Annotated in this window: 13 protein-coding genes; 6 read left to right on the top strand and 7 right to left on the bottom strand. The window is 71.1% G+C overall.

Annotation, left to right across the window (positions count from 1 at the left end; genetic code table 11):
- A partial coding sequence (locus tag GXP76_RS28055) for a methyltransferase (RefSeq protein WP_242574410.1) occupies positions 1 to 724 on the bottom strand: 724 nt, incomplete at its 3' end.
- A gap of 253 nt (positions 725 to 977) precedes the next feature.
- Between GXP76_RS28055 and GXP76_RS28050 the strand changes: the two genes are divergently transcribed.
- Positions 978 to 2261, top strand: a complete 1284-nt coding sequence (locus GXP76_RS28050) for an MFS transporter (RefSeq protein ID WP_374362854.1) — start codon at positions 978 to 980, stop codon at positions 2259 to 2261.
- A 62-nt stretch (positions 2262 to 2323) separates the two neighbouring features.
- Here the strand turns inward: GXP76_RS28050 and GXP76_RS28045 are convergent, their stop codons facing one another.
- From GXP76_RS28045 to GXP76_RS28025, 5 genes are all read right to left on the bottom strand, one after another.
- Positions 2324 to 2908 carry a TerD family protein gene (locus GXP76_RS28045; RefSeq protein ID WP_242574409.1) on the bottom strand — a complete coding sequence of 195 codons (585 nt, stop codon included), beginning with the start codon at positions 2906 to 2908 and terminating at the stop codon, positions 2324 to 2326.
- Positions 2909 to 3031: 123 nt separating this feature from the next.
- A complete protein-coding gene (locus GXP76_RS28040; RefSeq protein ID WP_242574411.1) occupies positions 3032 to 4273 on the bottom strand; it encodes a PP2C family protein-serine/threonine phosphatase in 1242 nt (413 codons plus the stop codon).
- A gap of 172 nt (positions 4274 to 4445) precedes the next feature.
- A complete protein-coding gene (locus GXP76_RS28035) occupies positions 4446 to 5051 on the bottom strand; it encodes a hypothetical protein (RefSeq protein ID WP_242574408.1) in 606 nt (201 codons plus the stop codon).
- Between the two features lie 198 nt (positions 5052 to 5249).
- The gene (locus GXP76_RS28030) at positions 5250 to 6893 is read right to left on the bottom strand and encodes a hypothetical protein (protein ID WP_242574407.1); all 1644 of its coding nucleotides are present in this window, start codon (positions 6891 to 6893) and stop codon (positions 5250 to 5252) included.
- A gap of 259 nt (positions 6894 to 7152) precedes the next feature.
- On the bottom strand, positions 7153 to 8478 hold the full coding sequence (locus GXP76_RS28025; RefSeq protein ID WP_242574406.1) for an erythromycin esterase family protein: 1326 nt from the start codon (positions 8476 to 8478) through the stop codon (positions 7153 to 7155).
- Between the two features lie 124 nt (positions 8479 to 8602).
- On the opposite strand from GXP76_RS28025, the gene GXP76_RS28020 reads away from it, so the two are divergent.
- From GXP76_RS28020 to GXP76_RS28010, 3 genes are all read left to right on the top strand, one after another.
- Positions 8603 to 8974: a TraR/DksA C4-type zinc finger protein gene (locus GXP76_RS28020; RefSeq protein ID WP_242574405.1), complete on the top strand. Its 372-nt coding sequence runs from the start codon at positions 8603 to 8605 to the stop codon at positions 8972 to 8974.
- 118 nt (positions 8975 to 9092) lie between these two features.
- Positions 9093 to 9656, top strand: a complete 564-nt coding sequence (locus GXP76_RS28015; protein ID WP_242574404.1) for a dihydrofolate reductase family protein — start codon at positions 9093 to 9095, stop codon at positions 9654 to 9656.
- A 225-nt stretch (positions 9657 to 9881) separates the two neighbouring features.
- Positions 9882 to 12089, top strand: a complete 2208-nt coding sequence (locus tag GXP76_RS28010; RefSeq protein WP_242574403.1) for an MMPL family transporter — start codon at positions 9882 to 9884, stop codon at positions 12087 to 12089.
- Between the two features lie 4 nt (positions 12090 to 12093).
- On the opposite strand, the gene tatA is transcribed toward GXP76_RS28010, so the two are convergent.
- Complete coding sequence (gene tatA, locus GXP76_RS28005) at positions 12094 to 12438, bottom strand: Sec-independent protein translocase subunit TatA (protein ID WP_242574402.1); 345 nt, start codon at positions 12436 to 12438, stop codon at positions 12094 to 12096.
- Positions 12439 to 12604: 166 nt separating this feature from the next.
- On the opposite strand from tatA, the gene GXP76_RS28000 reads away from it, so the two are divergent.
- Positions 12605 to 13000, top strand: a complete 396-nt coding sequence (locus GXP76_RS28000) for a BlaI/MecI/CopY family transcriptional regulator (protein ID WP_242574401.1) — start codon at positions 12605 to 12607, stop codon at positions 12998 to 13000.
- Between the two features lie 3 nt (positions 13001 to 13003).
- Positions 13004 to 13947, top strand: a 944-nt coding sequence (locus GXP76_RS27995) for a M56 family metallopeptidase (RefSeq protein WP_242574400.1), incomplete at its 3' end; no start/stop codon positions are given.

The following is a 13947-nucleotide window of genomic DNA, read 5'->3' as shown; positions in this document are numbered from 1 at the left end:
CCCGCGTCAGCCGGAACAGGAAGGTCAGGACGCCGTCCCGCCAGTCGTGCAGATGGTCGATCTCCGCGGTGAATCCAAGGTCCAGGGCGTCGCCCACGATCGTGCGCAGATCGGCGGTGTTGGAGACGACGAGGAAGACCTCGCCGCCGTCGGCGAGCAGATCCCGGTCGCGGATCCGGGTGAAGAACCGCGCCACGAGGGGCGCCCCCGCGCAGACGTTGCGCACCACGGCCGGGTCGTCGCTGACTCGCCGGCTGACCGCAGGCGGGTTGAACGTGATGACGTCCAGTCGTACGTCCGGGGCCAGGCCGTCGAACATGTCGCCCACCACGGGGACGAAGGCGGTGCCCTCGCGGGCGCCGACCAGCCGCCGGTAGTGGCGGGCGGTGGTGTCCACGCTCTCGGCGTGGACGTCCATCGCGTAGATCTCCCGGGCCCCGCGGACACCGGCGGCGACGGCCTCGACCCCCAACCCGGCGCCCATGGCCCCGTATCGGCGCCCGCGCACCTCGATCCGGCCGTCCAGCAGCCGCTCGTGGATCATCCGGCTGGTCGCGCCCGGCAGGAAGACGCCCGGCGGGGCCTCGAAGTCCCAGCCCTCCCAGGTGTAGGCGCGGGTGGTGTGCGGGTCGGTCCTCGGCCGGTTGAGCGCGATGATCCGCGCTGCGGGGAGAGGCGGCGGGAGTTGTTCCAGCAGTGCGGGTCCGGTCGCTGTCGCGTCCATCGGGTCCTCCGGTGCGAGAGGGGACAGATATGGCCAGGCCCCGGGCGGGGAAGGGCGAGCCGGACAGAACTATAACGATAATCATTTTCATCTTGCTACCCTTGAACAGCCGCGGGCGGCCACGCCGTTCCGTACTCCGCCGCCGTCCCGCACCTCGCGAGGCCCGTCCCGCACGTCACGGGGCCCCGCACCACGGGCACTTGACGGTGGCGGAGCCGTATCAGCCGGCCCCCGATGTCAGGAGCGTCACACCGTGCCGACCGCACCCCGCACGACAGAGATCGCCAAGTCCGCCCCGCCGCCCGCGCGTTCCGTGCTGCGGGACACCGCCTTCCTGCGGCTGTGGTCGGGCGCCACCGCTTCGGGGCTCGCCACCTGGGCGCTGCCGTTCGTTCTCGGCCTCGCCGTGCTCGACCGGACACTGTCCCCCGCCGCCCTCGGCCTGCTCCTGGCCGCCCGCACCGTCGGATTCCTCGCGGCGGTCCCCGTGGGCGGCGTGCTGGCGGACCGGCACTCCCGGCGCGGAGTCGTCCTGTGGTCAGGGCTGGTGGCCGCGGCCTCCGCCCCGCTGCTGGCCGCCGGACTGGGACGCTCGATCGCCCTGATGGCGCTCGCCGCCGCCCTCGCCGGAGCCGGGCAGGGCGCCTGCCGGCCCGCGTTCCAGGCGCTCACGGCGGAAGTCGTCGACGCCGGGCGCAGGCAGCAGGCCAACGCTGCCATGACGCTCTCCGTCCGCGTCAGCACCCTCGCGGGCCCGGCCCTCACCGCCCTGCTCGCGGTCGTTCTCGGCACCGGGGCACTGCTCCTGGGCATCGGCGCGCTCTGGCTCCTCGCGGCGCTCGCCCCCGGTCGCGGCGCGAACGGCGCCCCCGGCGGCGCGCCCGCCGCCGTGCCCGCGCCTCAACGTCCTTCGTTCCTGGCGGAGTTCGCGGACGGGGTACGCGAGGCGCGCAGGCACCCGTGGTTCATCGCCACGCTCGCCGCGCTCACCGCCGTCATCGCCACGGGCTACTCCGCCACCGGTGTCGCGCTGCCCCTGGTCAGCAGGGACCGGTACGAAACGGGCGTGGTCCTCGCCGCGGCCACCACCGCGTACACCGCCGGAGCCCTCGCAGCCGCGCTGCTCATCGCCCGCTGGCGCCCGCCATCCCAGGGCTGGGCCGCACTCGCCGGGCTGGCCGCCTACGGCTTCGCACCGCTGAGCCTGCTCTTCCCCGTGCACCCCGCGGTCGTCGTCGCCGCGTACGCCGTCGCGGGAGCCGGCATCGAACTCTTCAACGTCCCCTGGTTCACCGCCACCCAGCGCGAGGTGGCACCCGACAAACTCGCCCGGGTCTCCTCGCTGGACTTCATGCTGTCGTACGGTCTCGCGCCGGTCGGCCTCGCGCTCATCGCCCCGGCGATCGAGACCTTCGGCCCCCGCCCCGTACTCACCGTCTGCGCGCTGATCTGCTTCGCGGCACCGGCCGCCGCCGCCCTCGTACCCAGCGCGCGCCACTTCTCCTCCCACCGGGCTCGGGAAGCGGGGGCGCCCTGAGCCGTGGGCCCCGGGCTACGGCTCAGGGGACGCTCCCCGGTGCCGGCGCTTCTGCCGGCCCGTTACCTGCTGACGGCGAAACGCATCAGGGCCTGCTCGTCGCCCTGCTTGATCTTGCCCGTCTCGTTGATCACCTGAAGCTTCCAGCCGGCACCCTCACGCACCGCCTTGGCGACGAGGCACCCGTTGTCGTTGCTGAGCAGACTCGGCCAGATGTCGGCGACCTGCTGGACGCTGCCGCCCGTCGCGTCGTACACCTTGAAGCTGATGTTGCGCGCGTTCTGGAAGGAACTGCGCTTCTTGTACGCGGCGGCTATGAACACGATCGACGTGATGTTGCCCGGCACACGGGAGAACTCGACGGTGACGGTCTCGTCGTCACCGTCCCCCTTTCCCGTCTGGTTGTCGCCGCTGTGCAGCAGCGAGCCGTTGCCCAGCGGGTCCAGGGAGTCCAGCCCCGCCAGCCGTACGGGATCCGCGCCCTGCACCGCGATCGCGATCAGGTCGAGGTCGGTGCCGGCCTTCTGCCGGAGCTTGCCGAGGACTCCCCCGCTGCTCCCCACGGTCGGGTCCCAGGACACCCCGATGGACAGGTGCGTCACCCCGTCCAGGTCGGCGGGACCGTCTTCCTTCGTCAGCGTGATCATGCCTAATCCTTCTGATGGCCGGAATAGTGCGATACCTGAAGTGTGCCTGGTGCACCGGTCGTCCGGTCAACCAGGTCGCGGCCGGTACGGAACCGGCACCGGTTGCGGGCCCGGCCAGTGGAGTTACAGGCGGATGACGACCAGCGCGATGTCGTCGCTGGATCCGGCCGTGAGGTGGAGGCGTTCCAGGAGCGTGTCGGCCAGAACCTCCGGGCTGAGCTCCGCGCAGGTGCTGAGCGCGGAGGTGAGGCGGGCCACGCCGGTGTCGATGTCCTCGTCGCGGCGCTCGATCAGACCGTCGGTGTAGAGGACGAGGGTGTCGCCGACCTCGTAGGTGACACTGGCCTGCGGGCGGAGTACGTGCTCGATGCGGGCTCCGAGGGGTGGGTCCGTGGCCTTGTCGAGAAGCTCGGAACTGCCGTTGCGGTGCAGTAGGACCGGCGGTGGATGGCCGGCGCTGCTGTACATGATGAGGTGGCTGCGCGCGTCCACCATGGCGGTGACGGCGGTGGTGGCCAGGGCGCCGTCGAGGGAGCGGGCGTACAGACCGAGGATCTCCAGGGCCTGGGCGGGGCCGGGAACGGTACGGCTGACGGCCGAGAGCGCGCTGCGGAGCATGCCCATGACGGTGGCGGCCTGGAGTCCGTGGCCGACCACGTCGCCCACGGCGACGGCGAACCGGGAGTCGGAGAGATCGACCGTGTCGTACCAGTCCCCGCACACGTTCAGCGAGCCGATGGCGGGGAGGTAGCGCACGGCGATGTTCGGATGGCGGGCCAGGTCCGGCGAGTGCAGCATCGCCTCCTGGAGCGTGACGGCGACCTGCCGCTCCCGGCCGTGGGCGAGCCGCAGCTCCTCGTTCAGCCGTTGCAGCTCGCGGGCGCGGGCGTACAGCTCGGCCTCCATGCCCTCCTCGCGCGGGGTCAGCTCCCCGCCGCCCTGGTTGCGGAAGCGACGGGAGCGCACGAAGGCGGTGACGTCCTCGGCACGGTGGATGATGTACGTCACCGTGCCCTCCGAGTCGATCACCGGTGTGTTCACCGGTGACCACCAGTGCTCCGTGAACCGGCCGGCCCGCCGCGGATCCCGGACGTCGTAGCGCTGAAGCGCCATGGTGTCGGGCTCGCCGCTCGCCAGAACGCGGGCGAAGGAGGCGGAGAGGTTCCTGACCCCGTCCGCGTCCGGGTCCTGGGGGTTGTCGGGGAACGCGTCGAAGATGTAGCGGCCGAGTAGCTGGTCCCGGCGGAGGGACGCGACACGCTGATAGGCGACATTGGCGTCGAGGATCACCAGCTGCGGGTCGAGGATCAGGTAAGGGCTGGGCAACGCCTGGAACAGAACGGCGTAGTCGATGTCCGGCATGATCGCTCCTGACCTGCCCGCTGCCCCCTTCTCCCCTTCCAAACTAAGGCCCATACAGTCCGGCCACATCCGCGCCGGACGGGGCGCCCCGTCCGGCGCGGATGTGGCCGGACGGGGCGCGGATGTGGCCGGCAGCCGACAGCTCAGCGCGTCGGCGAACGACCACGCAGGGTGATCAGTAGAGCTTGGCGACGGCGGTGCGGGTGCTGCTGCGGAACGGGCCGATCTCTTCGGAGAGGGTCCAGCCGAGGTGGCCGACCTCCAGGACGGTGACGGTGCGGCCGTCGCGGCCCACGGAGATCAGGCGGGCGTCGGCGGTGCCGGTCTCGGGGTGGGAGGTGTCGACGTTGTAGACGTCGGCGCCCTCCTCGACGGCGATCGCGCCGTGGTAGAACGCCTCGCCGATCGTGCCCGGGTACTCCACGGCGAGCCGGTCGAGGCAGCCGGTGATCCGCTGCTTCAGCTTGGTCGCCAGAGCCTTCGCCTTCGCCTCGGTGGCGGCCACGGTAGTGGTCTGGCGGCCGTTGGTGTCCAGGTCGGTACGGAAGTCCCGGTAGGAGGTGCCCGCCGCGGGGGCGACTCCCGCGGTGCACACGGAGCCGTACTCCGGCAGGCCCTGCTGCACCGGGTCGGCGACCCACGGGGTGCTGGCTGCGGGCATCTGTCCCGCGGAGAGGAACTTCGGCGCCGGGCCGGCCGCGGTGGCGGTGGCGAGTGAGGCGAGGGTCAGACCCGTCACCGCGGCGGTCACAACGGCGGTGCGGATGGTCTTCGTGGTCATGGTCGGGCTCCCCGTCGGCAGTGCTGATGATCGTGGTCGGCTGAACGGTCACCAGCATGGGGAGACCCGGCCTGACCAGGCAAGACACCGCGGCGGGTGCGGAACGCCCGGAACCGTTCCACCCCCGCTGACGTGCCGTCATATACGGGGAGTGGAACGGTCGGTGGAACGGCCGGCGCGTACCGGGGCCGGGACGGGCTACGTGATCGGCTTGGTCTTGGTGCAGTTCGTCCACTCGACCCAGGGACGCGCGCCGCCGTTCTTCGGGCCGGTCGCGTACGACGGGTTACCCGTGATCGTCTGGTTCTTCTCCTCGTGCGTGATGTCGATGCCGAAGAGTTTGAACCCGGCCGTGAGCTGGCCGGCGGAGATGCCGAAGCCGATGCCGAGGGAGGCGTTCCACCAGTCGGTGTTGGCGTTGTAGTCGAGCCGCGACAGCTTGCCCTTGTCGTGCAGCAGACGCTCCAGCGGTCCGGCGTCGCTGCCCGGCACCTCGGCGGCGTCCGAGGGGGTGGGCAGGACGTCACTGGCGGGGAAGTCGCCCCGGCCGCGCAGCCAGTCCTCGACCAGCTTGCTGTCGGCGTCGTTGTCCAGCGCGACCTCGGCGGACTCGGTGTGGATCTGCGACTTGATGTTGCCGCCACCACCGCCGACGTCGATCGTCACCGGCGTACCGGGAACGTTGGCACCGGCACCCACCTGCACTCCGGCGCCCTCGCCGTTCTCCTGGCTGGTGGTGATGACCAGCTTCTCCGGGCGGTGCTCCTTGCCGTCCTTCTCCTCCTGGTCGAAGGTGGCGGCGTCGTACGTCACGGAGACCTGCTGCATACGGGTGGCCTTGCCCTGGGCGAGTTCACCGCCCTTGGCGTCGACGCTGAAGGTGTAGACGAAGGTGATCTTCCCCGCGTCGGGGCCCGTGTTGGCGCGCATGACCACGACGTCCTCGGTCATGGTGCCGCTGCCGAACTCACCCGAGATGTTGCCGAGGTCGGTCGGCTTGCCGTCCTTGTCCTTGCCGCCCTTGCCCTTCTTGAACCCCTTGCCGAAGCTCACACCGCCCGAGACCTCGGTGCTGGTCTTGGTGATGTCGACGTCCGGGGCCTTCTCCGGCGGCAGATCGGGCTTCTTCTTGCCGGCGTGGTAGCCGCAGATCGCGCCGAGTTCGGACGAACGAGGTCCGGCCGGGCGCGAGTTGCACTTGCTCTGCGCCTTCAGGTACTCGGTGAACTGCTTCGCGTCCTCCAGATTCAGCTCAAGGTCCTTCTGCGAGTCGCCGGTCTTGTTGCCGTTGAACAGCCACTGACCGCCGCTGCCGCTGCCCTTCATGTAACTGCCGCTCAGCGAGGCGCTGCCGCCCCACTCCTTCAGCCCGGGGATACCGGCCGAGATGCTCGCGGTCACCCCGCCTCCGGACTCGGTCACACGTTCCAGGGTGACGGTGCCGTCCGACCACTGCTGGAGCTTGATCTGCTCGGAGCTGCTGATCTTGATGAAGAGGATCTGGACGACGACCGTGGTCTTGGTCTGGTCCTGGGAGAGCAGGCACTTCGCGGGCTGGAAGGGATCGCCCGGCGGTGGTGGGGGCAGGGGCCCGCCGTCGTCACCGCCGCCTCCGCCGTCGCCGCCGTCGCCGCCCGAGTCGCAACCCTCGCCGCCGTCACCGGCGTTGACGATGCGGCACACCGCGTCCTTCAGCGCGACGGACGTGTCGTCGGGGACGGTCAGCGCCAGGATCGCACCGACGATCGCGGCGACGACGCCTATCAGGGCGACGTACTCGACACCGCCCTGGCCGCGTTCATCGCGCCGCGGAGCCGTGTGCGCGCACCGTGTGCCTGTCATCCGGACTCCTCGATCCAGCTTTCCCGGCCTCCCCGCTCGGGAGATCTCCGGAGACTAGGGAGGGGCCCGGACCCAGTCGCAGGGCCTAGGGGCCCAGGCTTGGGCCCAGCGGAGCGCTCTGATCGTGAACGGACGCGGAACACGGCTCATACGGGCCATGACAACGTGGGTACGGGCACCAACGGGCGCACACGGCCGGCCCGTCGGCCGGTCGTCGTCCACGGTCCCTTCCGCCCGCCCGGCGCCGCCCGCACACGGCTCAGAACGGCACCGAGGCGACTCGGGTGACGGTGGGAACCGAGAGCACGGCGTCGAACGCCAGGGGAAGCGGGGAGGAGACGGTGGCGCTCTGCGACCGGATCCGATTCAGCAGTGGCGCCCCTGCCGCGTCCCGCGGCGACCGCCCGAGGCCGGTCAGGGTGATCCGCCCGCCGAGCCCCGCGTCGACGAGCGCCGCCTCGACACTGCCGGGGACGGGCGCCTCAAGACGGGCGTCCGCGAGGGTGAAGCCGACCGCACTGGCCGGGTCGGGATACATCTCGGGCACATGGTCCGCGGTGTGGGTGAGGGCGATCGCGCGGTAGTCCCCGCCGAGCGCGTGGTGCAGATGCCCGCCCATGGTCAGGGAGGTGAAGGGGCCGCCGAAGTCCACCGTCGTCTTCTGGATGTGGTTGTTGTGGGCCGCGAGCACGATACGGGTGCCCGGTGCGCTCCGGTCCAGGTGCCAGCGCGCGGACTCGGCCAGATAGATCTCCCGTACCGCCAGGTCGGCGCCGCTGCCCCGGCCCGACAGCAGCGCGTTCATCGCCTGGAACATGTAATCGGTGTGGCAGGCGGCCTCCACCCGGCGCCGGGCGATGTCGAAGGCGCGCTGTCCGCCGCGTTCCACGTACAGCGGTTCGACGGCGCGCAGCCGCAGCAGGAGGCGCGCCAGCGTGGCGGTCAACTCGTTCTGCTCGGCGGGTTCGAGCCGGCCCCAGGCGGGGGCCGCCGCCGCACCGGAACTGGTCCCCTCACCTTCGAGGAACCGGTCACTGATCTCCAGCGCCCTCTCCAGGAGCGGCAGCGCGTCGGGGCCGACCTCGCGGAGGTAGCCGGTCACCGGATCGAGAGCGGGCCGCAACGCCCCGCCGGCCGCGGGGACGTCGAGGCCCGCGAGCCGCAGCCGGTGGCCGCCGGCGCGGTTGTACCGGCGCAGCCAGGCCATGAAGTCGGCGAAGCCCCACTCCACGGCGGCCTTCCGCGCCGCCAGGAGACCGTCGTCGCCCTCCGTCTCTTTTTCGTCCCCGGCCCCGCCGCTGACCCACCGGTCGAGGGCGAAGCCCTCGCTGAAGCCGAACTCGAAGGCCAGGACGGTGAATCCGCAGCGCTCGGCGAGGAAGCGCAGCACGCGTTGACGCGCCCAGGAGAACTCCTCGACGAAGTGCGCGTTCTCACCAAGACCGACGACACGGGAGTCGCCGATGATCTCCCGCAACGGTTCGAGATCGTCGAGGGGCGCCTCGACGTCGAGGCCGGTCAGCTCCCTGGAGTGGGCACGGATCCAGTCGGCCGTCGGGCGGGCGGACGGATGCTGGTCAGGCATGGACAGGGCCCTCGTCTCTCTTCTGTACGCGGCGCGGACCGTAACACCGGGCCCCGTGACCGGGCACGGGAATTCGCCTTCGAGCGCCCGGAATGCGTCGACGGAGGTCGGCGTTGACGCTTTTGTGAGTTTCGCGGCCCCCGACGGCCATGAGTGCGTCCGTGCCCGGCTGTCCGCCCGGCGCGCGGACACGTGTGCGCGGATCGAGGCGCTGGAGCGTGATTTCGACGCGATCGTCGAGGCGAACGCCCTGGTGGCGGTGGACGACGAGCACGACCCCGACGGGTCGAGTACCGCCTTCGAGCGGGCGCATGTCGCCTCCCTGTTGGCGCAGGCACGCGATCAACTGCTCGGTCTCGACCAGGCGCTGGAACGGCTGGAGCACGGTGACTACGGCCGGTGCGAGGTGTGCGGCCGGGCGATTCCCCCGGAGCGGCTGGAGGTACGGCCCGCGGCCCGTACGTGTGTGCACTGTGCCGCGACCCGGCCCCGATGACCTCCTGAGGTGGCTCGGCTCCTGAGGTGACTCGGCCCCCGAATCCCGCGCGCCACGATGACTTCCGCGGCGTCCGGCGGTCGTACTGTCGAACACCCGTCACCGAGGAGGACTTCCGATGCGCAGCGTGACCTATTCGATGAGCGTCTCACTCGACGGCTACATCGTCGGGCCGGACGGCGACTTCAACTGGACGGCGCCCAGCGATGAGGTGTTCCGCTTCTGGATCGACCAGACCCGGGAACTCGGCGTCCATCTGCTGGGACGGCGGGTGTACGAGACGATGCTGTACTGGGAGACCGTCGCCGAGGATCCGTCGCTCGACGACGCGCAGCGCGAGTGGATCTCGGTCTGGAATCCGCTCCCGAAGGTGGTGTTCTCCACCACCTTGTCGACGGTGCGAGGCAGTGCCCGGCTGGCCTCCGGCACCCTGGCGGAGGAGATCGAGCGGCTGCGCGCCGAACCGGGGGAGGGCGACATCGCGATCGGCGGTGCGACTCTGGCCGCCGAGGCGGCCGAGGCGGGTCTGATCGACGAGTACCGGACCGTGGTCTACCCGGTGATGGTCGGCGGGGGCCTCTCGTACTTTCCGCACCGCGAGCGCCGAGTGGATCTCGAACTCGTCGAGACCCGCACCTTCGGCTCCGGGGCCGTCTACCTCCGCCATCGCGTGACGCGTTAGGGCCTGTCCGTCGACGAGCGCCAGGAGGAACGGGCCTGTCGGACGGACCTGTTGACCGGCCGGCCGAGCGACCGGCCCCGGGCGGCGTCAGAGGTCCGCCTCGCGCGGGCGAATGACCCGCCCTCGTTGGAGTGACGTTTCGCCGCGGCGCCTTTCCCGTCGAGTAGATCCTCATCTGTAACGTCCGGCTACTCGACACCTCGGCGGGGAGACAACGTGTCTCGTTTGGCTCACTGGTGTTTCCTGCACCGCCGCGCGGTGGTGGCCTTCTGGCTCCTGGTCCTGGCCGTCACCGTCGCCCTCAGCCAGTCGATCGGCAGCAAGTACGACGAGAGTGTGAGCCTGCCGGGCACCGACTCGCAGGCGGCGGTGAACCTCCTCACGGACAACTTCCCCTCGGCGTCCGGCGAGAGCGACCAGATCGTCATCGAGGCCAGGGGCGGAGCCACCGTCCGCTCGGACTCGGTCCAGCAGCCGGTCACCGCCGCCCTCACCGAGGTCGCGGCCATTCCCGGCATCGCGTCGGTCGTCAGCCCCTACAGCCCGCAGGGCGCGGCGCAGATCAGCAAGGACGGCACGGTCGCGTTCGCCGCCGTGAACTGGAAGATGAAGGCCGCCGACGTCACGAAGTCGGACGCCCGGAAGCTGATCGACACCGCCAAGGCCGCGGACGGGCCCGACGTCCGTATCTCCCTGGGCGGTCAGTCGATCGAGAACGAGGAGAGCGCCGGCCCCGGCCTCTCGGTGGCGGTGGGCGCGATCGCCGCGCTGGTCATTCTGCTGATCGTCTTCGGCGGGGCGCTGTTCGCCTCGCTGATGCCGCTGGTGACCGCGGCCGTCGCCCTGTTCATCGGGACCTCGCTCATCAGCCTGCTGTCGCACGTCATGGACACCCCGAGCGTCTCCAGCGACCTCGCCGTACTCATCGGGCTCGGCGTCGGCATCGACTACGGTCTGTTCATCATCAGCCGCCACCGCGGTTCGGTGAAGGCCGGCCGTTCCTACGAGGAGTCGACGGTCCTGGCGGTCAACACGTCGGGCCGGACCGTGCTGTTCGCCGGGATCACCGTCTGTATCGCGCTGCTCGGGCAGTTCGCCCTCGGGGTCGACTACCTGTACGGGGTGTCGGCCGCCTCCGCGCTCACGGTCGCGCTGACCATGGCCACCGCGCTGACGTTCCTGCCCGCCATGCTCGGTTTCCTCGGCCCGAAGACCCTCTCCCGGCGCGAACGGCGCGCCCTCGCGCAGAAGGGCCCGGTCGCCGAGGACGCGTCCGGATTCTGGCTGCGCTGGGGGACGTTCGTCGAGAGGCGCCGGGTGCTGGTGGCCGCGGGCGCCCTGGCCCTCGTCGTGGTGATCGAACTGCCCCTGTTCACGCTGCGGCTCGGGACGTCGGGCGCCGCGACCGACCCTCACGACTCCACCACGCACCAGGCGTACTCCGCTCTCTCCAGGGGGTTCGGCCCCGGCTACAACGGACCGTTCCAACTCGTGACCGAGGTGAACTCCCCCGGCGACGCACAGGCGTTCAGCACCTTCCTGGCCTCGGCGGCGAAGCAGCCGGGGGTGGTGTCGGTGACACCGCCGACGACCTCCCCGAACGGCAAGGTCGCGCTGGCGATCCTCTACCCCGCCACCGGTCCGGGGGCGAAGGCGACCGTCTCTCTGGTGAGCGACATCCGCGACCTGGCGCCGAAGGCGGAGGGCCCCGGCCGTCCCCCCGTCCACGTCGGCGGCGTCACACCCGCCAACATCGACTTCTCACGGGTACTGAGCGAGAAACTGCCGCTGTTCATCGCGGTCGTCGTCGTCCTGGCGTTCCTGCTGCTGGTGGCGGTGTTCCGCAGCCTGCTCATCCCGCTGGTGGCGGCGGTGATGAACCTGCTGTCCGTCGCCGCGGCTCTCGGCGCGATGAACGCCGTGTTCACCTGGGGCTGGGGCGACTCGCTCCTCAACATCCCGGCCACCGGGCCCGTGGACGCCTTCATCCCCGTACTGCTGTTCTCGGTCCTCTTCGGGCTCTCGATGGATTACGAGGTGTTTCTCGTCAGCCGGATGCAGGAGGAGTGGCATCTTCGGCGCCGGGACCGGAAGGAGAACGGGGACGGGGACGTCTCACGCGCCGACCAAGTCCTCGACAACCACTGGGCGGTGACGCACGGTCAGGGCAAGACGGGACGCATCGTCGCGGCGGCGGCCGGCATCATGATCCTGGTCTTCGGCTCGTTCCTGATCAGCGACGACCATGTCCTCAAGGAGTTCGGATTCGGCCTGGGCTTCGCCGTTCTCGTGGACGCACTGGTCATCAGGGGCCTGCTCGTCCCGGCCCTGATGCATCTGATCGGTCCGGCCAACTGGGCCATGCCCGGGCGGCTGGAGCGGATCGTGCCCAACTTCTCCATCGAGGCGGCGACGCGGAGAGAGGTCCGGTGACCCTTCACTGACCGGGAGTTGAGGGCCGGGGGCCGGGCTGACGGTCCTCGGGGTCGGTGTGGGCCGCGGGTGCGGGGTGAACGTGCGTCGGCTGAGCGTCGACGCGGGTCGGTTCGACGCGGGTCGGCTCGACACGTGTCGGTTCGCCCGGACGGACGGGGTACGGCGTCTCCGTCACGGGATCCGGGGTCGGGGTCGGGGACGGGTTCTCGGCCTTCATCGCGCGGACCTCACTCTTGAGGATCCGGGCCGACTTGCCCGCCGAACGGGCCAGGTCCGGCAGCCTCTTGGCGCCGAGCACCAGAATCACGACGATCAGGATGATCGCCAGCTCACCAAGCCCAAGCAACGGGACCTCCAGGCCACGTGGGGCGCGGTCCGACGCCCCGCACCGGAGCGGGCCCGCACTGGTACGGATCCGCCATCTGCGCCAGAATCTACAGGACTGTAGAGATTGGCGGGAGAGGGCGATCGAAGCCTGCGGGCTGTCCGCTCCGGAGCCGGAGGGAGACGGTGTGACCGAGGACGAGAGTCCCGACGAACGTCGGCGCCGGGGGCAGGGCGAACTGGAGTCACAGGTGCTGGCCGCGCTCCGCGAGGCGCCGGGTCCGGTGAACGCGGGCTGGGTACGCGAGCGGCTCGGCGGGACCCTCGCGTACACCACCGTCATGACGATCCTCACCCGCCTCCAGGCCAAGAGCGCCGTGACCCGCGAGCGTTCGGGCCGCTCCTTCGAGTGGCGCGCCGCCTCCGACGGCGCGGGGCTCGCCGCACTGCGGATGCGCCGGGTGCTGGACGCGGAGTCGGACCGGGAGGCGGTGCTCGCGCGGTTCGTCACCGCCCTGTCGTACGACGACGAGCGGCTGCTGCGGGACCTGCTGCACGCCACCGAGGACGAGGCGGAGGACTGACCCGTGGGCGTGTTCGTCTTTCTGCCGCTCGTACTGCCGCTCACGGCGGTGCCGGTCGCGCGACTGGCCGAGCAGCATCTCCACCCCCGCCTGGCCACGCGCTTCCTGACCTTGCTGGCCGTGGTGCTGGCCGTGTGCAGCACGCTCTGCCTGGGACTGCTGGTGGTGGTCGGGACGGCCCAGCTGCCGGGCAATCCGCTGCCCGACGGCTGGTCGGACGCGGAGGTACGGGACGCCGTGCCGTACGACGAGGTGGCCGGCAAGGTGGCGATCGCGGCGCTGGTCGCGGTGGCGGCGGCGTGCGCGGCCACGGCGTCGCGGCACCGGCGCGTACGGCGGCGGGCCTGGAGCGCGCTGGAGGGGATGCCCGGGCGCCGGCTCGTGGTGCTGCCGGACGAGGCGCCGTACGCGTACGCGCTGCCGGGCGGCGGGCGGGGGCGGGATCGAGCGGGGCGCGTGGTCGTCTCCAGTGCGCTGCTCGACTGCCTCAACTCGACCGAGAGAACGGCGCTGTTCGCGCACGAGCGAGCGCATCTGACCGGACGTCACCACCGGAGTCTGCTCGCGGTACGGCTGGCGGCGCGGGCGAATCCCTTACTCCGGCCTTTACAGGCGGCCGTGGCGTACACGACGGAACGCTGGGCCGACGAGGAAGCGGCCCGGACCACCGGCAGCCGCACGCTGGTCGCCCGGGCCATCGGAAAGGCCGCGCTGGTCTCTCACGGGGCCCCGTCACCGACGCTGGCCGGAATCGCCGGCGCGGGCCCCGTTCCCCGCCGTGTCGCCGCACTCCTGGCCCCGGCGCCCGCCGCGATGACGTGGCCGTCGGTCTTCACCAGGGCGGGCCTGGCGGTCTGGACGGCGACGGCGGGCACGGTGGGCTCGGCCCTCTCCTCGGCGAACGCGACGGTAACGCTGTTCTTCCTCCTGAAGGCCTCAACCCAGCT

Origin of the sequence: Streptomyces sp. NP-1717, assembly GCF_022695985.1 — a bacterium.
Classification (GTDB): domain Bacteria; phylum Actinomycetota; class Actinomycetes; order Streptomycetales; family Streptomycetaceae; genus Streptomyces.
Note: the sequence above shows the minus strand (reverse complement) of the source record. Positions and strands in the feature narration are given on the sequence as shown.

Coding starts and splice junctions, on each gene's coding strand:
- GXP76_RS28015 (WP_242574404.1), top strand. CDS start 9,093: ATGCGCAGCGTGACCTATTCGATGAGCGTCTCACTCGACGGCTACATC.
- GXP76_RS28030 (WP_242574407.1), bottom strand. CDS start 6,893: ATGACAGGCACACGGTGCGCGCACACGGCTCCGCGGCGCGATGAACGC.
- GXP76_RS28025 (WP_242574406.1), bottom strand. CDS start 8,478: ATGCCTGACCAGCATCCGTCCGCCCGCCCGACGGCCGACTGGATCCGT.
- GXP76_RS28035 (WP_242574408.1), bottom strand. CDS start 5,051: ATGACCACGAAGACCATCCGCACCGCCGTTGTGACCGCCGCGGTGACG.
- GXP76_RS28045 (WP_242574409.1), bottom strand. CDS start 2,908: ATGATCACGCTGACGAAGGAAGACGGTCCCGCCGACCTGGACGGGGTG.